Source organism: Nocardioides houyundeii (genome assembly GCF_002865585.1).
Taxonomy (GTDB): domain Bacteria; phylum Actinomycetota; class Actinomycetes; order Propionibacteriales; family Nocardioidaceae; genus Nocardioides; species Nocardioides houyundeii.
Genome location: NZ_CP025581.1, coordinates 1 through 22702 on the forward strand (window position 1 = coordinate 1; position 22702 = coordinate 22702).

At 70.0% G+C, this 22702-nt stretch carries 20 protein-coding genes, 2 tRNA genes and 1 pseudogene; 19 read left to right on the forward strand and 4 right to left on the reverse strand.

Features of this window, described 5'->3' with window-relative positions:
• Window positions 1-237 precede the first annotated feature (237 nt).
• The 12 genes and pseudogenes from dnaA to C0R66_RS00055 all read left to right on the forward strand — a co-directional run bounded on the left by dnaA (window position 238) and on the right by C0R66_RS00055 (window position 13042).
• Window positions 238-1683, forward strand: a complete 1446-nt coding sequence (gene dnaA, locus C0R66_RS00005; RefSeq protein WP_101522946.1) for a chromosomal replication initiator protein DnaA — start codon at window positions 238-240, stop codon at window positions 1681-1683.
• A 418-nt stretch (window positions 1684-2101) separates the two neighbouring features.
• A pseudogene (gene dnaN, locus C0R66_RS00010) lies at window positions 2102-3225 on the forward strand (DNA polymerase III subunit beta).
• Window positions 3226-3266: 41 nt separating this feature from the next.
• A complete protein-coding gene (gene gnd, locus C0R66_RS00015; RefSeq protein WP_101522947.1) occupies window positions 3267-4241 on the forward strand; it encodes a phosphogluconate dehydrogenase (NAD(+)-dependent, decarboxylating) in 975 nt (324 codons plus the stop codon).
• Between the two features lie 12 nt (window positions 4242-4253).
• The gene (gene recF / locus C0R66_RS00020; protein WP_101522948.1) at window positions 4254-5414 is read left to right on the forward strand and encodes a DNA replication/repair protein RecF; all 1161 of its coding nucleotides are present in this window, start codon (window positions 4254-4256) and stop codon (window positions 5412-5414) included.
• Window positions 5407-5967 (forward strand): DciA family protein, encoded by a 561-nt coding sequence (locus tag C0R66_RS00025; protein ID WP_240311753.1) that lies wholly within the window; start codon window positions 5407-5409, stop codon window positions 5965-5967. The genes recF and C0R66_RS00025 overlap by 8 nt, the downstream gene beginning before the upstream one ends.
• A 336-nt stretch (window positions 5968-6303) precedes the next feature.
• Entirely contained in the window at window positions 6304-8376 is a 2073-nt protein-coding gene (gene gyrB / locus C0R66_RS00030) for a DNA topoisomerase (ATP-hydrolyzing) subunit B (RefSeq protein ID WP_101525942.1), read from the forward strand.
• Window positions 8377-8433: 57 nt separating this feature from the next.
• Window positions 8434-11214: a DNA gyrase subunit A gene (gyrA, locus tag C0R66_RS00035; protein WP_101522950.1), complete on the forward strand. Its 2781-nt coding sequence runs from the start codon at window positions 8434-8436 to the stop codon at window positions 11212-11214.
• A complete protein-coding gene (locus C0R66_RS00040) occupies window positions 11214-11738 on the forward strand; it encodes a DUF3566 domain-containing protein (RefSeq protein ID WP_101522951.1) in 525 nt (174 codons plus the stop codon). The genes gyrA and C0R66_RS00040 overlap by 1 nt, the downstream gene beginning before the upstream one ends.
• A gap of 84 nt (window positions 11739-11822) precedes the next feature.
• A tRNA-Ile gene (locus tag C0R66_RS00045) sits at window positions 11823-11899 on the forward strand.
• A gap of 34 nt (window positions 11900-11933) precedes the next feature.
• Window positions 11934-12059, forward strand: coding sequence for a DLW-39 family protein (locus C0R66_RS19180; RefSeq protein ID WP_240181612.1), 126 nt, complete (start codon window positions 11934-11936; stop codon window positions 12057-12059).
• 24 nt (window positions 12060-12083) lie between these two features.
• Window positions 12084-12156, forward strand: a tRNA-Ala gene (locus C0R66_RS00050).
• A gap of 121 nt (window positions 12157-12277) precedes the next feature.
• A complete protein-coding gene (locus C0R66_RS00055; protein WP_101522952.1) occupies window positions 12278-13042 on the forward strand; it encodes a hypothetical protein in 765 nt (254 codons plus the stop codon).
• On the opposite strand, the gene C0R66_RS00060 is transcribed toward C0R66_RS00055, so the two are convergent.
• Window positions 12968-13915, reverse strand: coding sequence for an NAD-dependent epimerase/dehydratase family protein (locus C0R66_RS00060; protein ID WP_101522953.1), 948 nt, complete (start codon window positions 13913-13915; stop codon window positions 12968-12970). The genes C0R66_RS00055 and C0R66_RS00060 overlap by 75 nt on opposite strands.
• Window positions 13916-14016: 101 nt before the next feature.
• Here C0R66_RS00060 and C0R66_RS00065 point away from each other — a divergent pair, with 101 nt between their 5' ends.
• From C0R66_RS00065 to C0R66_RS00080, 4 genes are read left to right on the forward strand one after another with little or no spacing between them, the layout of a single operon-like run.
• The gene (locus C0R66_RS00065) at window positions 14017-14832 is read left to right on the forward strand and encodes an SURF1 family protein (RefSeq protein ID WP_101522954.1); all 816 of its coding nucleotides are present in this window, start codon (window positions 14017-14019) and stop codon (window positions 14830-14832) included.
• Window positions 14829-15263, forward strand: a complete 435-nt coding sequence (locus tag C0R66_RS00070; protein ID WP_101522955.1) for a DUF3817 domain-containing protein — start codon at window positions 14829-14831, stop codon at window positions 15261-15263. The genes C0R66_RS00065 and C0R66_RS00070 overlap by 4 nt, the downstream gene beginning before the upstream one ends.
• On the forward strand, window positions 15260-16081 hold the full coding sequence (locus C0R66_RS00075) for a patatin-like phospholipase family protein (RefSeq protein ID WP_101522956.1): 822 nt from the start codon (window positions 15260-15262) through the stop codon (window positions 16079-16081). Before C0R66_RS00070 ends, C0R66_RS00075 begins: the two co-directional genes overlap by 4 nt.
• Window positions 16078-17121, forward strand: coding sequence for a lysophospholipid acyltransferase family protein (locus C0R66_RS00080; protein WP_240311754.1), 1044 nt, complete (start codon window positions 16078-16080; stop codon window positions 17119-17121). The genes C0R66_RS00075 and C0R66_RS00080 overlap by 4 nt, the downstream gene beginning before the upstream one ends.
• 43 nt (window positions 17122-17164) lie before the next feature.
• Here the strand turns inward: C0R66_RS00080 and C0R66_RS00085 are convergent, their stop codons facing one another.
• On the reverse strand, window positions 17165-17824 hold the full coding sequence (locus C0R66_RS00085) for a hypothetical protein (protein WP_101522957.1): 660 nt from the start codon (window positions 17822-17824) through the stop codon (window positions 17165-17167).
• A 149-nt stretch (window positions 17825-17973) separates the two neighbouring features.
• Between C0R66_RS00085 and C0R66_RS00090 the strand changes: the two genes are divergently transcribed.
• Complete coding sequence (locus tag C0R66_RS00090; RefSeq protein WP_101522958.1) at window positions 17974-18486, forward strand: peptidylprolyl isomerase; 513 nt, start codon at window positions 17974-17976, stop codon at window positions 18484-18486.
• Window positions 18487-18502: 16 nt separating this feature from the next.
• A complete protein-coding gene (locus C0R66_RS00095) occupies window positions 18503-19441 on the forward strand; it encodes a rhomboid family intramembrane serine protease (protein WP_101522959.1) in 939 nt (312 codons plus the stop codon).
• A gap of 117 nt (window positions 19442-19558) precedes the next feature.
• Here the strand turns inward: C0R66_RS00095 and C0R66_RS00100 are convergent, their stop codons facing one another.
• On the reverse strand, window positions 19559-20026 hold the full coding sequence (locus C0R66_RS00100) for a cell division protein CrgA (protein WP_241901516.1): 468 nt from the start codon (window positions 20024-20026) through the stop codon (window positions 19559-19561).
• Window positions 20027-20074: 48 nt separating this feature from the next.
• On the opposite strand from C0R66_RS00100, the gene C0R66_RS00105 reads away from it, so the two are divergent.
• A complete protein-coding gene (locus tag C0R66_RS00105; protein ID WP_101522961.1) occupies window positions 20075-20824 on the forward strand; it encodes a DUF881 domain-containing protein in 750 nt (249 codons plus the stop codon).
• Window positions 20825-20872: 48 nt separating this feature from the next.
• Here the strand turns inward: C0R66_RS00105 and pknB are convergent, their stop codons facing one another.
• Window positions 20873-22693, reverse strand: a complete 1821-nt coding sequence (gene pknB, locus C0R66_RS00110) for a Stk1 family PASTA domain-containing Ser/Thr kinase (RefSeq protein WP_101522962.1) — start codon at window positions 22691-22693, stop codon at window positions 20873-20875.
• Window positions 22694-22702 lie beyond the last annotated feature (9 nt).

Consider the following 22702-nt stretch of genomic DNA (forward strand, 5'->3'; position numbering starts at 1 on the left):
TGTTACCTTGCGACGGCCAGAGGGTGTCGCGACCACCTCCACACGCGATGCCCAGACTCCCCCGGAGCCTGGGTGCGGACCCCGCGAAACCGGCTCTGACCAGCGGAAACAGTGCGGTGAGAGAAGTCGGGCCCCCTGGCCAGCACGAAGACCTCCCCAATAAGGGGCAAGATGCACAACCTGTGGATAAAGTTGTGGACTGACACTCGGCCACGACCGCCATGACGAGGGGAACACGTGGAGAACGACCCGGTCGACCTCAGCACGGTCTGGCGCAGCGTCGTCGACCAGCTCCAGCCCAACCAACGGGCCTGGCTGCGCGCGAGTGAGCCCGTCACCCTGCACGAGAGCACCGCGATCATCGCCGTGCCCAACGACTTCACCCGGGGTCAGCTCGAGGGACGCCTGCGCGCCCAGCTGGAGGACTCCCTCAGCGACCGCTTCCGCCGCGAGATCCGGATCGCCGTCACCGTGAACCCGGCGCTCGACGACCAGGTGGGGCCGCCGGTGCACACCCCGCCGGACGAGTCCATCAGGCCACAAACCGATATGTCGACAAATCGGTGGGACATCTCCAACGTCGTCGAGCTCCCGCAGCAGCACTTCGACTCCGACCGGCGGGACCACCCCAGCGGCACCAGCGCCATGGAGACGCGGCTCAACCCCAAGTACACCTTCGAGACCTTCGTCATCGGCTCGTCCAACCGGTTCCCCCACGCCGCGGCGGTGGCGGTGGCCGAAGCGCCGGGCAAGGCGTACAACCCGCTGCTGGTCTACGGGGAGTCCGGGCTGGGCAAGACGCACCTGCTGCACGCGATCGGCCACTACGTCCGCAGCCTCTACAGCGGCGCCAAGGTGCGCTACGTCTCCAGCGAGGAGTTCACCAACGAGTTCATCAACGCGATCCGCGACGACCGGCAGGACCGGTTCAAGCGGCGGTACCGCGACGTGGACGTGCTGCTGATCGACGACATCCAGTTCCTCGAGGGCAAGACGCAGACGCAGGAGGAGTTCTTCCACACCTTCAACACGCTGCACAACGCAAACAAGCAGATCGTGCTGACCTCCGACCGTCCCCCCAAGCTGCTCGAGGCGCTCGAGGACCGGCTCCGCAACCGGTTCGAGTGGGGCCTGATCACCGACGTCCAGGCTCCCGACCTCGAGACCCGCATCGCGATCCTGCGCAAGAAGGCCGCGATGGACCGGCTCACCGCACCGCCGGACGTGCTGGAGTTCATCGCCTCCAAGATCCAGACCAACATCCGCGAGCTCGAGGGTGCCCTCATCCGGGTGACGGCCTTCGCCAACCTCAACCGCCAGGAGGTCGACATGACCCTGGCCGAGATCGTGCTCAAGGACCTCATCCCCGAGGGCGGCGAGCCGGAGATCACCTCACCGCTGATCATCGCCCAGACCGCGGCGTACTTCGGGGTCAGCATCGACGACCTCACCGGCCCCAGCCGCGGACGGCACCTGGTGCTCGCCCGTCAGATCTCCATGTACCTGTGCCGCGAGCTCACCAGCATGTCGCTGCCGCAGATCGGCAAGGAGTTCGGCCGGGACCACACCACGGTGATGTACGCGGATCGCAAGATCAACCAGCTCCTCGCCGAGCGTCGGGCGGTCTTCAACCAGGTCAGCGAGCTCACCAACCGCATCAAGATGCAGGCCCGGGCGAGCTGAACGAGTGCGGATTCTTGTGGTTCGCACCCTGTTGAACCACCTGTGGTCAAAGGCCACGATTCCTCCACAGGCCTGTGCACTCACGGGGTGAGTGACCGAGAGTCCAACGCCGGCCCCACAGCCCGCACCAGTGCCTGCACACTCCCTCCACAGGCCAGAATTGCGAACAAATCCGCGCTGACCTGCGGAAACCTCAGTTATCCACAGTTTCCACAACCCCTATGACAACCACTCACCTATCCATGTCATCGATTCCTCACAACCATCACTTCGCCGCCAACCTGGGGATGACGCCCGAAATCCCGGCTCCGAGGTGCTACTGGCGGAGGGTCGTGCCGGACACCTCGGGGACACCGGGACCGGCGGCATGGCAGGATTCGGCTCCACGCAGTCGAATAACAAGATCCGGAGGAACGAAGTGAAGTTCCGCGTCGAACGCGACGTCTTCGCCGACGCCGTCGCCTGGGCTGCACGCAGCCTCCCTGTGCGCCCCAGTGCTCCCGTGCTCGCGGGCCTCCTGATCGAGGCGAGCGACGACGGCCTGGTCCTGTCGTCCTTCGACTACGAGACCTCCGCCCGGGCCGAGCTGCGTGCCGAGGTCTCCGACGACGGCCGGGTCCTGGTCAGCGGACGGCTGCTGGCCGACATCTGCCGCAGCCTCCCCCACAAGCCGGTCGACTGCGAGGTCACCGGCAACAAGCTGGAGATCAAGTGCGGCTCCGGTCGCTTCAGCCTCCAGACCATGCCCGTCGAGGACTACCCCACCCTGCCGGTGGTGCCCCGGCCAGCGGCGTGGTCAAGGGCGACGAGTTCGCCCGGGCGGTCTCCCAGGCCGTGACCGCCGCCGGCCGCGACGACATGCTCCCGGTCCTGACCGGCGTCCGGATCGAGATCGAGGGCGACTCGATGTCGCTGCTCGCCACCGACCGGTTCCGGCTCTCGCACCGTGAGCTGACCTGGCGCCCCAACGCCACCGACGCCTCGCTCGCCGCGCTGGTGCCGGCCAAGGTGCTCAGCGACACCGCCAAGACGCTGAGCGGGGACGTCACCATCTCGATCTCCGCAGCCGGCGGCGACGGCATCATCGGCTTCGAGGGCTCCGGCAGCGACGGCGTACGCCGCACCACGACCCGGCTGCTGGACGGGGAGTTCCCCAAGGTCCGCAGCCTGTTCCCCGCCGAGCACCTGACCGTGGCGACGGTCAACCGCCAGGAGCTGATCGACACCGTCAAGCGGGTCGCGCTGGTGGCCGAGCGCAACACCGCGGTGCAGATGAAGTTCTCCGACGGCGAGGTCGTGCTCGACTCCCAGTCCGGCGACGAGGCCCAGGCCACCGAGGCGATCGAGGCGGAGATCACCGGTGAGGAGGTCGTCACCGGCTTCAACCCGACGTACCTGCTCGACGGGCTCACCGCGCTGGACGGCGAGAAGGTCAACCTGTCCTTCACCCAGGCCACCAAGCCGGTGGTCATCTCCAGCACCGACGCCGGCAACGACAGCGCCTTCCGTTACCTGCTGATGCCGAGGAGACTCCTGTCGTAGGGGTCGACGGCGACCACCACCCACGAAGAGGAGCAGCGCGCATGGAGATCGGACTCGTCGGCCTCGGCAAGATGGGCGGCAACATGCGGGAGCGGCTCCGTCGTGGGGGCCACACCGTGATCGGCTACGACCGGGACCCGGGAGTCAGCGACGTGGCGTCGCTGGCCGAGCTGGTCGAGAAGCTGCCCTCCCCCAAGGTCGTGTGGGTGATGGTGCCCGCGGGCGGCCCCACCCGGGAGACCGTCGGGCAGCTGCGGGACCTCCTGGGCGCCGGCGACGTGGTCGTCGACGGCGGCAACTCGCGCTGGACCGACGACCTCGAGCACGCCGCCTCCCTGGCCGAGTGCGAGATCGGCTACGTCGACTGCGGCGTCTCCGGGGGCGTGTGGGGCCTGGAGAACGGCTACGCCCTGATGTACGGCGGATCTCCGGAGGACGTCGCCAAGGTGCAGCCGGCCTTCGACGCCCTCAAGCCCGAGGGCGAGTTCGGCGCGGTGCACGCGGGCAAGGTCGGTGCCGGCCACTTCTCCAAGATGGTCCACAACGGCATCGAGTACGCGATCATGCAGAGCTACGCCGAGGGCTGGGAGCTGCTGGAGAAGGTCGACATGGTCGACAACGTGACCGAGGTCTTCCGCTCCTGGCGCGAGGGCACCGTGATCCGCTCCTGGCTGCTCGACCTGCTGGTGGCCGCCCTCGACGAGCAGCCCGGCCTGGAGGGGATCCGCGGCTACGCCGAGGACTCCGGCGAGGGCCGCTGGACCGTCGAGGCCGGCATCGAGCACGCGGTGGCGACCCCCGCGATCACCGCCGCGCTCTACGCCCGGTTCGTCTCCCGCCAGGACGACAGCCCCGCGATGAAGGCGATCGCCGCGATGCGCAACCAGTTCGGTGGCCACGCCATGCAGACCGAGGCGCCCAAGGGCGGCGACGTCGAGGGCAAGCACGACCCCGAGGTCAGCGAGACCTCCGAGCAGGCCGGTGCCGGCAGCGCGACCGAGACCGGCGAGAGCTAGACAAGAGGTTTCGTGCACGTCTCGCACCTCGCGCTCCACGACTTCCGCTCGTACGCCGACATCGACGTCGAGCTGGCTCCGGGCGCCACGGCCTTCATCGGTCGCAACGGCCAGGGCAAGACCAACCTGGTGGAGGCCATCGACTACCTGTCCCGGCTCGGGTCCCACCGGGTGGCCAGCGACGCTCCCCTGGTCCGCTCCGGCAGCGACCAGGCGCTGGTGCGCGCCATCGTGGTCAAGGACGGGCGTGCCGCCACCCTCGAGGTCGAGCTCAACCCCGGGCGCGCCAACCGGGCCCGGATCAACAGGTCGCCCCTCCCCCGGCCGCGCGAGATCCTGGGCCTGGTGCGGACGGTGGTCTTCTCCCCCGACGACCTGACCCTGGTCAAGGGCGACCCGAGCGACCGGCGGCGCTTCCTCGACGACCTGCTGGTGCTGCGTACCCCGCGGCTGGCCGGGACCAGGGCGGAGTACGACCGGATCCTGCGTCAGCGCAACTCGCTGCTCAAGACCGCCGGGAGCGCGCGCCGCGGTGGACCCTCGGCGGAGGCTGCGCTCTCCACCCTGTCGGTGTGGGACACCCACCTGTCCCAGGTGGGCGCGGAGCTGCTGGCTCAGCGCATCGCCCTGGTGCAGGCGCTGGCGCCGTACGTCGGCAAGGCCTACGAGGCGGTCGCCCGCGGGGCGTCCCGCGACGACGCCGAGGTGGAGTACAAGCCCAGCTTCGACCTGGGCAGCCCGGCGGAGGCTGCGGCGCTGACCCGTCCCGACCTGGAGCAGGCACTGCTCGCCCAGCTGGAGCGACGCCGGCGCGACGAGCTGGACCGGGGCATCTCCCTGGTCGGGCCGCACCGCGACGAGCTGGTGCTGACGCTGGGCAACGGCGACCTGCGGCTGCCGGTCAAGGGGTACGCCTCGCACGGTGAGTCCTGGTCGTTCGCGCTGGCGCTCAAGCTGGCCTCCTACGACCTGCTGCGCAACGACGGCGACGACCCGATCCTGATCCTCGACGACGTCTTCGCCGAGCTCGACACCGGTCGCCGCCAGCAGCTGGCCGAGCTGGTGGCCGGCGCGGAGCAGGTGCTGGTGACGGCGGCGGTGGAGGCCGACGTCCCCGAGGCGCTGGCCGGGGTGCGGTTCCACGTGGCCGATGGCGAGGTACGCCGTGGCTGAGGAGGAGCGCCCCGACGACGCCGCCGCGCAGCGGCGCGACGACGGCCTGGACCTGGCCCGCGCCGCAGCCCGCGCCGCGGCCCGGATCCCGGGTCAGCCGGCGCGCCGCAAGGGCTCGGGGAAGGGGTCCGGCACCGGCAGCAACGGCGAGTTCCGGCGCCGGGTCCGCCCCCGCAGCTCCGGCGCCCACCCCGACGACCGGGACCCCCAGCTGCTGGGCAGCGCCCTGGACCGCTTGGTGACCAACCACGGGTGGGCCTTCGACCTGCAGGTGCAGGGGGTCTTCGCCCGGTGGTCGGAGCTGGTGGGCGCCGAGGTCGGGGCGCACTGCACCCCGGAGACCCTGACCGAGGGCAAGCTCGTGGTCCGCACCGACTCCACGGCCTGGGCGACCCAGCTGCGGATGCTGGCACCCACCGTCGTACGTCGGCTCAACGAGGAGCTGGGCGACGGGACCGTGGCGATCATCGAGGTCCTGGGGCCCAATCTCCCCTCGTGGAAGAAGGGGTTGCGCTCCACCCGCGGCCGGGGCCCGCGCGACACCTACGGCTGAGGCTGGGATCGGCGATATGCCGATCCGGGCCACCCCGGGACGTACAGGGAGTCATCGGGACCCCTGAAAAGGCCGCGAAATGCCTCCGGAGGGCCTCACGGGGGACGTTTGATCCCCAGATCACTCCCCTCAGGGGACGAGAAGCATGGTGTAGGGCCTCAGGACCGCTAAACTGGCCTCTGGGTCGCGTGCTCCACGAAGGTCGCGGCCCTCTCCGTGTCGAGGTGGCCCCCTGGGGGCTGTGGAAGAAGGCTTTGCGTGAGCGCTGAGAACCCCGTCGAAGACCAGAGCACCGCCCCCTCCCCCGACACCGGGAGCAGCAGCACCGACAGCGCGCTGGCCAACCACGTCTCTCCGGGCGAGTCCGGCAACGGAGGCTATGACGCCTCCGCGATCCAGGTCCTCGAGGGCCTCGAGGCGGTCCGCAAGCGCCCCGGCATGTACATCGGCTCCACCGGCGAGCGCGGTCTGCACCACCTCATCTGGGAGGTCGTGGACAACTCCGTCGACGAGTCGCTCGCCGGCTACTGCGACCGGATCGTGCTGACGCTGCAGGACGACGGCGGGGTCCGGGTCGAGGACAACGGGCGCGGCATCCCCACCGACATCCACCCGACCGAGGGCATTCCGGCGGTCACCATGGCGCTGACCATGCTGCACGCCGGCGGCAAGTTCGGCGGGGGCGGCTACAAGGTCTCCGGCGGTCTGCACGGGGTCGGCATCTCGGTGGTGAACGCGCTGTCGCGCAAGGTCATCGTTGAGGTCAAGAACCGCGGCCACCTGTGGCGCCAGACCTTCAGCATCGGCGTACCGGACGGCGACCTGGAGCAGGTCCGCCCCCTCGAGCCGGGCGAGCGCACCGGCACCACGATCACCTACTACGCCTCGGAGGAGATCTTCGAGACCACCGAGTACAACCTCGAGACGATCACCAACCGGATCCGCGAGATGGCCTTCCTCAACAAGGGGCTGGAGATCGTGATCCGGGACGAGCGCTCCTCCGCCGACGAGGTGGTCGACGCCGTCGAGGACGAGACCGTTCCCGAGGAGGTCGAGGGCACCGGGGACGACGCGATCACCCGCGGCGAGGGCGGCGGCATCGAGCGCACCTTCAAGTACGACCGCGGCCTGGTCGACTACGTCGCCTACCTCAACCGCCGCAAGGAGAAGGCCAACCCCACGATCATCTCCTTCGAGGCCGAGACGCCGGAGTCGAAGGAGAACCACATGAGCCTCGAGCTCGCGATGCAGTGGAACACCTCCTTCACCGAGTCGGTGCACACCTTCGCCAACACCATCAACACCCACGAGGGCGGCACCCACGAGGAGGGCTTCCGCGCGGCCCTCACCACCCTGGTCAACAACTGGGGCGAGGAGTGGGGCCTGATCAAGAAGAAGGAGGACCGGGTCTCCGGCGACGACATCCGCGAGGGCCTGACCGCCATCATCTCCATCAAGCTCGGCGAGCCGCAGTTCGAGGGCCAGACCAAGACCAAGCTCGGCAACACCGAGGCCAAGGGCTTCACCCAGCGCATCGTCAACGACCAGCTGGGCGCCTGGCTGGAGCAGAACCCCGCCGAGGGCAAGGAGATCGTGCGCAAGGCCCAGGCGGCCGCGCACGCCCGGATCGCCGCCCGCAAGGCCCGCGACCTGGCCCGCAACCGCAAGGGATTGCTCGGCGGCGGTGGTCTGCCCGGCAAGCTGGCCGACTGCCAGTCGACCAACCCGCGCGAGTGTGAGGTCTTCATCGTCGAGGGTGACTCCGCCGGCGGCTCGGCCAAGCAGGGACGCGACCCGCGGGTCCAGGCCATCCTGCCGATCCGCGGCAAGATCCTCAACGTCGAGAAGGCCCGCATCGACAAGGTGCTGGGCAACGCCGAGGTCCAGGCGATCATCTCGGCGCTGGGCACCGGGATCCACGAGGAGTTCAACCTCGAGAAGCTGCGATACCACAAGATCGTGCTGATGGCCGACGCCGACGTCGACGGCCACCACATCAACACGCTGCTGCTGACGCTGCTGTTCCGCTTCATGAAGCCGCTGATCGAGCACGGCTTCGTCTACATGGCCCAGCCGCCGCTGTACCGCCTGCGCTGGAACAAGCCGCACGCGCACGACTTCGTCTACAACGACGCCGAGCGCGACGCGGTGATGCGCGACGGGCTGGAGTCCGGCAAGAAGCTGCCCAAGGAGAACCCGGTGCAGCGCTACAAGGGTCTGGGCGAGATGAACGCCGACGAGCTGTGGGAGACCACGATGGACCCCACCCAGCGGCTGATGCTCCAGGTCACCCTGGACGACGCGGCCCAGGCCGACGAGATCTTCTCCATCCTGATGGGCGAGGACGTGGAGCAGCGTCGTTCCTTCATCCAGCGCAACGCCAAGGACGTCCGATTCCTCGATATCTAGGTCTCTAACAAGATTCCTAGATTCGAGTAGATCAACCGATCAAGAGAGACGAACTCAGTGACTGACACTCCCACGGGCGGCACCACCATCCACGGCGGCGGCGACGACAACGGCCGTATCCAGCCGATCGAGCTGCAGACCTCGATGCAGCGCTCCTACATCGACTACGCGATGGCGGTCATCGTCGGCCGGGCGCTCCCTGACGTGCGCGACGGGCTCAAGCCCGTGCACCGTCGAGTGCTCTACGCGATGTACGACGGGGGCTACCGCCCCGACCGCGGGTTCTCCAAGTGCTCCCGCGTCGTCGGGGACGTCATGGGTCAGTACCACCCGCACGGCGACACCGCGATCTACGACACCCTGGTGCGCCTGGCCCAGCCCTGGGTGATGCGTGCGCCGCTGGTCAACGGCCAGGGCAACTTCGGCTCCCCGGGCAACGACCCCGCGGCCGCCATGCGTTACACCGAGTGCCGGATGGCTCCCCTCGCCCTGGAGATGGTCCGGGACATCGAAGAGGACACCGTCAACTTCCAGCCCAACTACGACGGGCGCTCGCAGGAGCCGACGATCCTGCCGGCCCGCTTCCCCAACCTGCTGGTCAACGGCTCGGCGGGCATCGCGGTCGGCATGGCCACCAACATCCCGCCGCACAACCTGCGTGAGGTGGCCGAGGGCGCCATCTGGGCGCTCGAGCACCCCGAGGCCTCACGTGAGGAGCTCCAGGACGCCCTGATCGAGCGGATCAAGGGCCCGGACTTCCCGATGGGGGCGATGATCGTCGGTCGCGAGGGCATCGAGCAGACCTACCGCACCGGTCGGGGCTCGGTCACCCAGCGCGCGGTGATCGAGGTCGACGAGGACGCCAAGGGCCGCACCTCGCTGGTCATCACCCAGCTGCCCTACATGGTCAACCCCGACAACCTGGCGCTCAAGATCGCCGAGCTCGCCGACAACGGCCGGGTCCAGGGCATCTCCGACGTCAAGGACAACACCTCCTCGCGTACCGGCCAGCAGCTGGTCATCGTGCTCAAGCGCGACGCCGTGGCCCGGGTGGTGCTCAACAACCTGCTCAAGCACACCGAGCTCCAGTCCAACTTCAGCGCCAACATGCTGGCCCTGGTCGACGGGGTGCCGCGCACCTTGACGATCGACCAGTTCATCAGCAACTGGGTCACCCACCAGATCGAGGTCATCCAGCGCCGGACCCGCTTCCGGCTGCGCAAGGCCGAGGCGGACGCGCACATCTGGCGCGGGCTGGTCAAGGCACTGGACATGCTCGACGAGGTCATCGCCCTGATCCGCCGCTCCCCCGACGTCAACGAGGCCCGCACCGGCCTGATCGCCCTGCTCGACGTCGACGAGCTCCAGGCCGACGCCATCCTGGCGATGCAGCTGCGCCGACTCGCCGCCCTGGAGCGGCAGAAGATCATCGACCACCTGGCCGAGCTCGAGGTCATCATCGCCGACCTCAAGGACATCCTCGGCGACGAGGTGCGGCAGCGCCAGATCGTCATCGACGAGCTGACCGAGATCGTGGACAAGTACGGCCAGGAGCGGCGTACCCAGATCATCGCCGCCGATGGCGACCTCTCCATGGAGGACCTGATCCCGGACGAGGACCTGGTCGTCTCCATCACCCGCGGCGGCTACGCCAAGCGGACCAAGGCCGACCAGTACCGCACCCAGAAGCGCGGCGGCAAGGGCGTGCGCGGCGCGACGCTGCGCGGGGACGACGTGGTGGAGCACTTCATCTCCACGACCAACCACCACTGGCTGCTCTTCTTCACCACTGCCGGCCGGGTCTACCGGACCAAGGCCTACAACCTGCCCGAGGCGCAGCGCGACGCCAAGGGCGGCCACGTGGCCGGGCTGCTGTCGTTCCAGCCGGACGAGTCGATCGCCCAGGTGCTGGCCATCCGTGACTACGACCAGGCGCCGTACCTGGTGCTGGCCACCAGGCAGGGCCTGGTCAAGAAGACCCGCCTGGCCGACTACAACTCCCCGCGCCAGGCCGGCGTCATCGCGATCAACTTCCGCAGCGACGACGACGAGCTGATCGGCGCCGAGCTGGTCGGTCCCGACGACCACATCCTGCTGGTCTCCCGCAAGGGCCAGGCGGTGCGGTTCCGCGCCGACGACGCCCAGCTGCGTCCCATGGGGCGGGCCACCGGCGGCGTGACCGGCATGAAGTTCCGCGAGGGCGACTCGCTGCTCTCGATGTCGGTGATCCGGGCGGCGCAGGTCGCGGCCGAGGAGGCAGCGGAGGAGGCGGCCGAGGAGGCCGCCGAGGCTGGGGCGCCCAACCCGGCCGAGATCGGCCAGGAGGCTGGCGAGGAGGCCGGGCAGGAGGTCGCCGGACCGTACTTCGGGCTCAAGCCGCAGTACGTCTTCACGATCACCGACGGCGGCTTCGCCAAGCGCACCCCGATCACCGAGTACCGCCTGCAGTCGCGTGGCGGGATCGGCATCAAGGCGATGGCCCTGGCCAACACGGACCGCGGTCAGCTGGTCGGTGCGTTCATCGTCGAGGACGGTGACGAGATCCTCTCGATCACCGCGGCCGGCCAGGTCGTGCGCAGCCCGATCAACGAGAACTTCCGCCCGACGGGCCGCTCGACCATGGGGGTCAAGTTCGTCTCCCCCAAGGGCAAGGACTCCGTCGCTGTCGTCGCCCGCTCGATCGAAGCGCACGAGGATGCGACAATCGATGAGGACGAAGCGGCCCAGGACGAGAATGGGGACGCGATCGAGACCGTCGACCAGCCGGGTGAGGGCGTCGAGGACAGTGGCACCGAAGCCCCGGACAGTGACCCCGAAGCTGCGGAGAGTGATGACTGATGACCGAGAGGGCCGCCCCGCGCAACCGGGGTCCTGAGGACACCGTGGTGCGTCCGGCGCTGCCAGGACGGATCGGACAGAAGCTCTCCATGGCGGCGGAGGAGCATCGAGACACCGCCGCCATGCAGAGGTCCACCGCGGGCAAGAAGCAGCCGCGCAGGGCGCGGCTGCGGCTCACCAGGGTGGACCCCTGGTCGGTGATGAAGGCGTCGTTCCTGCTGTCGGTGGCGTTCGGCATCGTCACCTTCGTGGCCGTCTTCATGGTCTGGTCGGTGCTGGGGGCGGCGGGGGTGTGGGACTCCATCAACTCCACCGTGGCCAGCGTGGTCGAGAGCGACGACGCCAGCACGTTCGACGTCACCAACTACGTCGGGATGTCCCGGGTGCTCGGCTTCACGCTGCTGGTCTCGGTCATCGACGTGATCCTGCTGACCGCCATCGCCACGCTCGGGGCCTTCCTCTACAACATGGCTGCGGCCCTGCTCGGCGGCGTGGAAGTCACCCTCGCCGAGGACGCCAGGTAGGCGTTTTGTTCGCCAGGATCAGCATCAGGTAGTGTTCCCCGCGGTCGCGCTTCGTGCGCTGACCAACCCGGCTAGTCCGGGGGAGGGCCTATAGCTCAGACGGTTAGAGCGCTTCCCTGATAAGGAAGAGGTCACAGGTTCAAGTCCTGTTAGGCCCACCACCGAAGTATGTCTGCCACGAGGTAAGGGATTTCCATGAAGAAGCTTCTGCTGCTCGCCCTTGCCGCCGCCGGCGCCGCCCTCGCCAAGAAGAAGATGGACGAGGGCAAGGCCGAGCAGGCCCTGTGGGCAGAGGCCACCGACAAGGTCGGCAAGGCCTGACCACCACCTGACCATCGTGGTCGCGGGGCCTTGGCGCAATTGGTAGCGCACCTGCTTTGCAAGCAGGGGGTTAGGGGTTCGAGTCCCCTAGGCTCCACTGAAAGGCCTGGGGGCTCCACCCCGGGTCTTTCTTCAATTTCGGGGCCTTACCGGTCCCCCCGCCGTGGCCTTTATGGCGCTACTCTCCCCCTCACTGCGGCAGGGAAGACGGTGGGCGGATGCCAGGTGCTGCGTTCAAGGCGGTGCAGGCCCTCTGCCTGGCCGGAGCACTGGCGATGCTGCTCCGGCCGCACTCCATCCAGCCCTGGTGGCTGCCCCTGCTCGTGGCGATGAGGATGGCGGCGGTGGTGCTCGGGCTCCGGCGGGAGTGGGAGGCGGGCAGCCAGGTGGCCGTCCTGGTCGGCAGCGTCACCGCTGCGGCGTACGGCGCGGTGGGTGCCAAGCACTGGCGCCCGGTGATCGGCTTCGGGTGGCCCCACGAGGGAACGATCGAGAGCTACGAGCGGCTGGCGCTCGTGGGTGGGGTGCTGGCCGGGCTCGCGGGGCTGCTGGCGCTGGTGCGGCTGCAGCAGCTCGGGGTGCTTGTGATCGACGGTCGCCGGATCCGGGGCGGCCTGATGATCGGCGGAGCGCTGGGGGTCCTGGTGATCCTGGTGACAGCGGCCGGCTCCCGGGACGATCGCGACCTGCGCTCGCTGCTGGCCTTCGCCCTGCTCTACGGCGTGCCCTGGGGTGGTGCGGTGGTCTTGTCCGCCCTGCTGCCGGAGCGCCTGGCGGCCGTGGCGCTGGGGAGCGCCGCGGTGGTCGCCGCACTGACCGTCACGGACACGATGGAGCAGCTCGGGCGCAGACCGTTCAGCCAGGTGGCGGCGGCGCTCGCCCTGGTGATGCTGGTGGCCTGCCTCGCTCTACGTCAGCAGGGCCAGCGCGGCCCGGAAGTCGGGGACCTCGAACTGCCAGTCGAGCCCGGCGAGCACCTCTGAGGTGCAGTGCCTCCCGGTCAGGCCCAGCGCCGGGTCGGTGCGCAGCACCCGGGAGCCCAGCCGCACCGCGACCGCCGGGGCGGGCAGGCCGAAGGGTCGTTGGTAGTGAGCGCGCAGGGCCGCCATCATCTCCGCGTTGCGCACCGGACGGTCGTGAGAGGCCACCAGAACCCCGGACGGGATCTCCTTGCCAGGCTCGAGGCCCAGGCAGGCGCGGACCACGCGCAGCCAGTCAGCCAGGTGGATCCAGCTGATCCACTGCCGACCGTGCCCCAGCCGTCCTCCCAAGCCTGCCCGGGTGACACCCGAGAGCCGGTGGAGCAGCGGAGAATCGTCCTGGAGCACCAGCGAGGTGCGGAGCACGATGCGATGGTTGGTGACGGCCTCAGCGCTGGCCTCCTCCCAGACACGGGCAACTCCGGTCATCTGGGGGAGTCCCGTCGCGGGAAGGGGCGTCGACTCGGTGATGCGCCGCTCCCCGCCGTCGGACCAGATCGCGGTGGTGGACGCCTGCACCCAGTGCCGCAGGGGTGCTGCGAGACCCTGGCTGGCTCGCACCAGGGCCAGGGTGGGCGCCACGCGCGATTCACGCAGCAGGCGAAGGTTCTCCGGCGTCGCCGGGCGGTCCACCAGGGCACCGGCCAGGTTCACCACGGCCGTCCTGCCGGGATCTCCGAGCTCACTGACCCATTCACCCAGGCTCTCCCCGTCCCAGCTCACCTGGCGGTAGGGCGACGACGCGTCCGGGGACCGGGTCAGCACGACGATCTCGTGCCCGCGACCCTCCAGGTCGGCGGCGAGCGCCGTGCCCAAGACCCCGGACCCCCCGGCGAGCACGATCTTGAGCGGGTCGGACGCAGGCGCATCAGTCATGCGGGGAGGCTATTGGACGCGAGGCTGGCTGCCGTGCCGCCGCGGCGTGGCCGGTCGCCGTCGGCTCGCCGGTCTCACCGACCGGCAACTAGGCTGGCGGCGTGTCGATCCACCCTCTGCTGCGCCCCTTCTCCCTCGGGATGCACCTGGTGGCGGTGGTGCTGGTCGCAATCGCGATGCTGCTCGGTGTCTGGCAGGTCCAGGTCTGGCAGGACGAGCGCTCCGACGCCGCCGCCGGGCGCGCAGAGCTCGACCCGGTGCCCCTGGCCGAGTCCCTGGGCCCCGACGACCCGTTCCCCAGCTCCTCGGTGGGCAAGCCGGTCCGGATGAGCGGGACCTGGGTGCCGGAGGGCACCGTGCTGGTCTCCGACCGCTTGCAGGGCAACCGGGAGGGCTACTGGGTGGTGACGCCGCTCGCGGTCGCCCAGGACGACGCCGCGGTGGCGGGGCCGGACGACCCGGCGCTGCTCGTGGTGCGCGGCTGGACCGCCGGGCTGGACGACGTACCGGCGCCGCCGCAGGGCGAGGCCGAGATCGTGGGCTGGCTGCAGCCGCCCGAGGGCAGCACCGGCGCCACCGACGAGGACCGCAGCGACGACGTGATCCCGCAGGTGCGCATCGCCGACGCCATCCAGCACGTCGACCAGGACCTCTACGGCGCCTACCTGGTGGTCGACCCCGACTCCGCCGAGCTGCGCAACCCCGGGACCGCTGGACTCGCACCCGCCGACCTCGACGAACTGCCCGAGGTGGGCCGGGGCACGGGCATCCGGAACCTGTTGTACGGCGTCGAGTGGTGGGTCTTCGCCGGGTTCGCGGCGTTCATCTGGTGGCGCTGGTGCGCCGACGAGGTGCGGGCCGCCAGGGCTGCGGCGATGGGTGAGCAGTTGAGCGAGCGGGATACCGTCGAGGTGTGAAGAAGGCTCTCACCCGCTACCGCGTCTCCGCCAGCATCGTCGGCGTCCTGCTGATCGTCCTGTGCCTGGTCGGAGTCCCGCTCTCGAACTTCGACGGCACCCCGATGTGGGCCGGTGACAAGATCCCGACCCCGAACTGGTTCGACGACGGCAGCTCTGCCGACCAGCTCGGGGAGTTCATCACCGGCGTGCTCGGCACCGCCCACGGCTGGCTCTACATGATCTTCCTGGTGATGGCGTTCTCCCTGGCCCGCAAGGCGAAGTGGCCCATGGGCTTCACCGTGGTCACCCTGCTGTGCGGCACCATCCCGGTGCTCTCCTTCTGGGCCGAGCACCGCGCCACCGCCCGGGTGCGCGCCCAGATGGCCGCCGAGGAACGGGGCGTGGCAGACGACGCAGAGCGTGCCGAGGTGGGACCCTCTCCCACGTGACGACCGCGTTCGTGCTGGGCGGCGGCGGCGTGCTGGGCGCCGCTGAGGTGGGGATGCTCCGCGCCCTCCTCGAGCACGGCGTCCGACCCGACCTGGTGCTGGGCACCAGCATCGGTGCCATCAACGGCGCCCTGGTCGCCCAGGACCCCACGCCCGGTGTGGTGGACCGGCTCACCGCCCTGTGGGTCTCGGCGGCGCAGACCCGCGACGTGTACGGCGACCGCCCGTTGCGCTCGGTCCGCCGGGCGCTCAGCACCGGCACCCACGTCTACTCCTCCCGCCCGCTGAAGCAGCGGCTCGTCGACGAGCTGGGCGAGACCACCTTCGCCGACCTGCCGGTGCGCTTCCAGGTGTGCGCGGCGAGCATCGAACGTGCAGCCGAGCACTGGTTCGACGCCGGCCCCGTCGTCGACGCAGTGGTCGCGAGCGCCGCCGTACCGGGATTGCTGCCGCCGGCCAAGGTCGGAGACGAGCACTACCTGGACGGCGGCATCGTCAACTCGGTCCCGCTGGGCCGGGCGGTGGCCCTGGGCGCCTCCAAGATCTACGTGTTGCAGGTGGGCCGGATCGACCGGCCGCTGAAGGTGCCGACCCAGCCGTGGCAGGTGGCGCGGGTCTCGTTCGAGATCGCCCGGCGGCACCGCTTCGTCCGCGAGATGGCGGAGCTGCCCGAGGGCGTGGAGGCCCACGTGCTGCCCGCCGCCGGTACCTCGGACCGGGACGACTCGATCTTCGCCTTCCGTGACTTCGCCAGCGTGGAGGCCCGGATCAGCGCCACCTACGACGCCGCTCGGGCCTACCTGGACCAGCACCCGTGAGCGACGGCGTGCGGTGGGTCCTCCAACGGTTCGTGGTGGCCCCGCTGCTGGTCGGCGTGACCGTGGCGCTCTGGCTCACGCTGCCGTTGTGGCTGATCGCGGTGGCCGCGCTCTCTCCGCTGCTCCCGGGACGGTTGCGGCTGCTCCGCACGGCCTGGGTCGCCCTGCTCTACCTGAGCGCTGAGTCCCTGCTGCTCGCCGTGCTGCTGGCGCTGTGGCTGGCCAGCGGCTTCGGCTGGCGGATCAGGTCGGCGTACTTCGCCGGGATCCACTACGAGCTCGTGGAGGGCACGCTGGTGCTCTTCTTCCGCGAGGCACGCCGGGTGCTGCGCCTGCAGATCACCACCGACGGGCCGGCGCCGCAGCGCTATCCCGACCACCCGGTGCTGGTGTGCTGCCGGCACGCGGGCCCCGGCGACTCCTTCATCCTGATGTACGCCCTGCTGCACTGGTACAACCGGGAGCCCCGGGTGGTGCTCAAGGACACCCTGGCCTGGGACCCGGCGATCTCGGTGCTGCTGCGCCGGCTGCCCGCCCGGTTCATCTCGCCCAACCCCGAGCGGGGTGAGGACCTGGAGGGCCACATCGCCGCGCTGGCCCAGGGCCTGGACCCCAACGACGCGTTCGTGATCTTCCCCGAGGGCGGCAACTTCACCCCGGCCCGCCGGGAGCGGGCGATCGGCCGGCTCCGCAAGCTGGGCCTGGAGCGGATGGCCCAGCGCGCCGAGGGCATGATCCACGTGCTGGCGCCGCGGCCCGGCGGGTTCCTGGCGGCTCTGGAGGCGGCCCCGGACGCGAACGTGCTGATGGTGGCCCACACCGGCCTGGACCACATGCTCACCGTGGCCGACGTGTGGCGCGAGCTGCCGATGGACAAGCAGATCACCATGCGCTGGTGGGAGGTGCCCCGGGCCGAGATCCCCGAGGGTCGCGAGGCCCAGATCGAGTGGCTCTTCACCTGGTGGGAGCGGGTCGACGCCTGGATAGCAGAGAACCGGCCGGAGGATGCTCCCCCGACCGGTTCCGTGGCTCCCGCCTGAGCGGCGGGCCGAGTCTGCGACGCCCGTGACGCGGGCGTGGGTGCTACTTGGTGTTGTCGCCGCCGGTGGTCGCGTCGTTGATGTCGACGACCGTGGCGGGGGCGTCAGGCGTGCTGGCCTGGTGCGGCTCCTCCGAGGCGTCCGCGAGCGCCTCGCCCGGGGTCGCGCCACCGGCGTCGGTGACCGAGGAGGTGGGCGAGGAGGTGGGCGCGGTGGTGGGCGCGGCCGGCGGCGGGGTGGGGACGTAGGAGTTCTGCCAGTTGTCCGCCTGCCCACCCTTGAGCTTCTTGAACACCAGACCGCCGACGGCGAGCAGGAGCGAGACCAGCGCCAGCTTCTTGAGCTTGCCGCCCTTCTTCTTGGGCGGCTCCTGGCCCCGGAGCTCGGCAGCCTTGGCGGTGGCGAAGTCCCGGGCGGTGCCGGCCTTCTCGGTCGCGAGCTCGGCGGCCTTGCCGGCGGCGACGCCGGCGACGACCGAGGCCTTGGCCGCTGCGGAGGACGCCTTCTCCGCGGCGAGGGCGGCCTTGTCAGCGGCCACGACCTTGCCCTGGGAGATCAGTGGAGCGGCCTGGACCCGGGCCTCGTGGGCGGAGCTGCGGGCGGTCTCCAGTGCTGCTTCGAGCTGCGGCCGGACCTGCTCGGCCACGTCCTGGGCCGCGTCCTGGGCCTTCTCCAGGAACGTCTTCTGCCTACGGATGCGCATGTGGTCAACCTTTCGCTCGTGGAGTTCCATCTCACCACGGGCGGACCGGAGGTCACCAGTGTGCCCAGGTTGCGGTGAGATGGTTTGCAGCTCGTGGGAAGATCGCGAGCAGCAACACCCTGTGTACCCACCTTCAACGAGAGGCAGTCATGGCTGACCCGCAGGCCACCCTGAAGACCAACAAGGGTGACATCGTCATCAACCTCTTCCCCAACCACGCGCCGGAGACGGTCGAGAACTTCGTCGGCCTGGCCGAGGGGACCAAGGACTACAAGGACGACGCCGGCCGTTCGGGCGAGCGCTTCTACGACGGTCTCACCTTCCACCGCGTGATCCCGGGCTTCATGATCCAGGGCGGTTGCCCGCTCGGCACCGGCACCGGCGGCCCGGGCTACAAGTTCAAGGACGAGATCCACCCCGAGCTCGTCTTCGACAAGCCCTACCTGCTCGCCATGGCCAACGCCGGCCCGGGCACCAACGGCTCGCAGTTCTTCATCACCGTCGGCGCGACCCCGTGGCTGAACACCAAGCACACGATCTTCGGCGAGGTGGCGGACCAGGCCTCGCGCGACGTCGTCGACGCCATCGCCTCGACGCCGACCGGTGCGATGGACCGCCCCAAGGAGCCGGTCGTCATCGAGACGGTCGAGATCACCCGCTGATCAGCAGCGACCACGGGTGAGCGACCCCAACGGTCCTGCTGCCGGGGTGCCCACGTGCTATCGGCACCCCGGCCGCGAGACCTACATCAAGTGCCAGCGTTGCGAGCGCCCCATCTGCCCAGACTGCATGCGCGACGCCGCCGTGGGCTTCCAGTGCCCTGACTGCGTCGCCCAGGGTGCGAAGACCACCCGCAGCGGCCGGGCGGCGTACGGCGGCAAGCGCTCGGAGAACCCGCAGCTCACCACCCTGGTCCTGATCGGGATCAACGTCGCGGTCTGGCTGGCGGTGACCGTGAGCGGCGGCCGCGAGTCCCTGCTGGCGTGGAAGCTCATGCTCTCGCCGACCGGCCGGTGCCTGGGCGAGGACTACGCGACGTACTACCCGGGGCTGGACTCCGCGGCAAACTGCGCCGCCATCCCGTCGGCGACCCGGGTCCCGGGCCTGGCGGACGGGGCGTGGTGGCAGGCCATCACGCACGGCTTCGTGCACGTCGACATCTGGCACATCGCGCTGAACGCCGTGGGCCTGTGGGTCCTCGGACCCGCGGTGGAGGCGGCCTTCGGCCGGCTCCGGTTCCTGGCCATCTACCTGCTGGCCACGCTGGCGGCCGGGGCGACGATCTTCCTGCTGGCCGACCCCACCGGACGCACCCTGGGTGCCTCCGGCGGCGTCTTCGGCCTGATGGGCGCGCTGATCGTGGTCTCCCTGAAGGTGCACGGCGACATCCGCAGCGTGATGACGCTGCTGGCGGTCAACCTTGCCTTCACCTTCGCCTTCCCCGGCATCTCCTGGCAGGGGCACCTCGGTGGCCTGCTCGGGGGCGCGGCAGCGGCCGCGATCCTCATCCTCGCGCCGCGTGGGGACCGCCGAGGGCTGTGGCAGTGGTCCGGTCTGGCGGTGCTGACGGTCGCCCTGGTGGCGGTCCTGGTGCTGCGCGCGGGGGCCCTGTCCTGAGCCGAGTTACACGCCTGTAGTTATGCACAGGTTTCTCCCCAGCTGTGCACAAGCAAAGAGGACCGCGCCCGACGTCGGGTGCGGTCCTCTTCTCGTTGCGGATGCAGTGGTGGGGGCTCACTCCCACCGGGTGGCGTAGGTGAATCCCACGGCCATGAACGCGATCCCGACCATCAGGTTGTAGTTGCCCAGATCGTTGAAGACCCACAGGTCGGTGAGCTTGTCGCCGCTGAAGATGTAGAAGGTGCAGATCCACACCAGGCCCAGCAGGAAGCAGCCGAGCATGCCGACGACCACGCCGTTGCCGCGCCCCAGCGGCGTGGACGGGTGGGCGGCCAGGGCCAGCCCCAGCATGATGAGCCCGAAGCCGATCAGGTAGTTCCACTTCTCCAGGTCGCCCATGAAGGCCAGCCCGCCGGGCTCCGGAGCCGGCGCGACGGTCGGGTCGACGCGTACCGCGGTGTAGTAGTAGGCCACCCACGCGATCCCCAGCACCACCAGCACGAGACACAGGACGAATCGCCAGGGCAGGCTCCGCCCATCCTTGGGGTTGTCGGTCTCCCGGTTGACGTTGGTCTTGGACACCTGGGTGCTCCCTCTGGATCGTTGGTCGGCGGAGCTAGCGTAGTGGTCATGACGACCGGCCCCCATGACTCCCCCTCTCCTCGCAGGTGGCGTCTGGGGACCCCGGCCGTGTTCGTGCTGTGCGGGATCCTGTTCGTGGTGAGCGCGGCCAACAGCGAGGGCACCGACCTTCGCCCCAACCGCTACACCGACCTCGCCTCGATCGTGGAGGCCGAGTCCGACGAGGCCAACGTGCTCACCGCCCGGGCCGCGGCGCTCAACCGCGAGGTCGAGCAGCTGACCAAGGGTCTCGACGACCGAGCGGTCAACCGCTACAACCGCGAGATCGAGGTCATGCAGGACCCGGCCGGCCTCACCCCGCGCTCCGGTCCCGCCGTCACCGTCACTCTCACCGACTCCCCGCTGGAGGTCGCCGAGGAGTACTCGGGGGACCCCAACGACCTCGTGGTGCACCAGCAGGACATCCAGGCCGTGGTCAACGCCATGTGGCGCGGCGGGGCCAAGGCAGTCACCGTGCAGGGCCAGCGCCTGGTCTCCACCACCGGCATCAAGTGCAGCGGCAACACCGTCCAGCTCCAGGGCGTGCCCTACTCCCCGCCGTACGTCATCCGGGGGATCGGCGACCCCGGGGTCCTGCTTTCCGCGATCTCCGGGGACGAAACCCTGGAGATCTACCGCGAGGTGGCGCTGGACCCCGAAATCGCGGTGGGCTGGGACGTCGACGTGGAGGAGTTCGCCACCGCCCCGCCGTACGACGGCCTGCTGGACCTCGACTACGCCGTGCCGATCGACGGCTGACCCGCTCCCTGTTCTGGCGAGCTGTCCTGGAGAGCCGGTCGAGCCGGGTCAGCCGATCGGCGTCGTGGGGACGTCAGTCGGCACCGGAACGGCGGTGTCGGTCGGCACCCCCGGCGTGGGGGTGGGCGTCGGCGTGGGGGTGGGCGTCGGGGTCGGGGCCGGCTCCTCGTAGCTGGAGACGAAGATCGTGATGGTGGTGCCCTGCGGCGCCTCCTTGCCCGACTCCGGGCTCTGGCGCACCACGGTGCCCTTCGGCTCGGTGGTCTCGGACCACGGCACGATGTCCGGGGTGAACCCGGCCTCGGTGATCGCCTTCTCCGCGGCCTGCTGGTTCATGCCCACCACCTCGGGCACCGTCTCCGGGCCGTCGGAGACCACCAGGGTCACCACCGTGCCCTCGGGGACGTTCTGACCGGCGCCCGGAGTGGTCTCGATGACCTGGTCCTTGGGGGCGTCGGACTCCTGGGTGGTGAACTTGACCTTCAGCTTGCGTGACTTCAGCACGTCGCGGGCGGCCGACCGGTCCTGTCCCACGAGGTAGGGCACCTCGACCATCGGGGCGCCCGTGGAGACCACCATGCTGATCGTCGAGCCCGGGTCGACGTAGAGGCCGTTGGGCTCCTGGCTGATCACCGTGTCCGCAGGGGCGTCCGCGGACGGCTCGTAGTCGACGCGGCCCACCCGGAGCCCTTCGTCCACGATCGCCGCGCGGGCCTCGTCCTCGGTCATCCCGATCAGGTCGGGCACCCGGGTCTGCTCCGGGGCGTCGTCGAAGAGCGGGCCCTGGAGCAGGAACACGCCCACGATGATGGCCAGCGCGGCCAGGGCGATCACCACGATCCCGGTGTTGCGCCCGCGGTGTCCGTCGCGGCCCTCGCCCGGCGGGGTGGCTGCCGGTGCCAGCGTCTCGGGTGCAGGCAGGGCGGTGGGCTGGGTCGAGGTCACCGGCTGCACCGTGGTGGCGGCCGTCGCCGGGACGCTCGGCGGCGGGGCGACGTGCACCTCCTGCCCGGCCAGGTAGCGCTCGATGTCGGCGCGCATCGCGGCGGCGCTCTGGTAGCGGTCCTCCACCCGCTTGGCGAGCGCCTTCATCACGATGGCGTCGACCTCGGGCGGGATGTCCTCGTCGTAGTCCGACGGGGGAGCCGCCTGCTCGCGCACGTGCTGGTAGGCGACCGAGACAGGGCTGTCGCCGATGAACGGCGGCCGGCCGGTGAGCAGCTCGTAGAGCAGGCAGCCGGTGGAGTAGACGTCGGAGCGGGAGTCCACGGTCTCGCCGCGGGCCTGCTCGGGGGAGAGGTACTGCGCGGTGCCGACCACGGCGGCCGTCTGCGTCATCGCGTTCGCCGCGTCCGAGACCGCACGGGCGATGCCGAAGTCCATCACCTTGATGTCGCCCTGGGGGGTGAGCATCACATTGGCGGGCTTGATGTCGCGGTGGATGATGCCGGCGCGGTGGCTGTAGTCCAGGGCGGCGAGCACTCCGCTGGTCATCTCCAGGGCACGCTCGGGCAGGATCTTGCGGCCCTCCCGGAGGATGTCGCGCAGCGTCCGCCCCGCGACGTACTCCATGACGATGTAGGGCTGGGCCACCCCGTCCTCACCGTGCTCGCCCTCGCTCCACTCCTCGCCGGTGTCGTAGACCGACACGATGGCGGGGTGGTTGAGGGAGGCCGAGGACTGCGCCTCGCGGCGGAACCGGGCCTGGAAGGTGGAGTCGCTGGCCAGGTCGGTGCGCAGCCGCTTGACCGCCACCGTGCGGCCCAGGCGGGTGTCGATGCCCTTGCGCACCTCGGCCATGCCACCTCGACCCAGCAGCTCGCCGAGCTCATAGCGGCCACCGACCACGGTCGACTGGCTGTTGCTCATCGTGGGCCT

Coding starts and splice junctions, on each gene's coding strand:
- C0R66_RS00055 (WP_101522952.1), top strand. CDS start 12,278: ATGCCAGGTGCTGCGTTCAAGGCGGTGCAGGCCCTCTGCCTGGCCGGA.
- C0R66_RS00105 (WP_101522961.1), top strand. CDS start 20,075: ATGACGACCGGCCCCCATGACTCCCCCTCTCCTCGCAGGTGGCGTCTG.
- C0R66_RS00040 (WP_101522951.1), top strand. CDS start 11,214: ATGACCGAGAGGGCCGCCCCGCGCAACCGGGGTCCTGAGGACACCGTG.
- C0R66_RS19180 (WP_240181612.1), top strand. CDS start 11,934: ATGAAGAAGCTTCTGCTGCTCGCCCTTGCCGCCGCCGGCGCCGCCCTC.
- C0R66_RS00060 (WP_101522953.1), bottom strand. CDS start 13,915: ATGACTGATGCGCCTGCGTCCGACCCGCTCAAGATCGTGCTCGCCGGG.
- gnd (WP_101522947.1), top strand. CDS start 3,267: ATGGAGATCGGACTCGTCGGCCTCGGCAAGATGGGCGGCAACATGCGG.
- C0R66_RS00090 (WP_101522958.1), top strand. CDS start 17,974: ATGGCTGACCCGCAGGCCACCCTGAAGACCAACAAGGGTGACATCGTC.
- C0R66_RS00085 (WP_101522957.1), bottom strand. CDS start 17,824: ATGCGCATCCGTAGGCAGAAGACGTTCCTGGAGAAGGCCCAGGACGCG.
- pknB (WP_101522962.1), bottom strand. CDS start 22,693: ATGAGCAACAGCCAGTCGACCGTGGTCGGTGGCCGCTATGAGCTCGGC.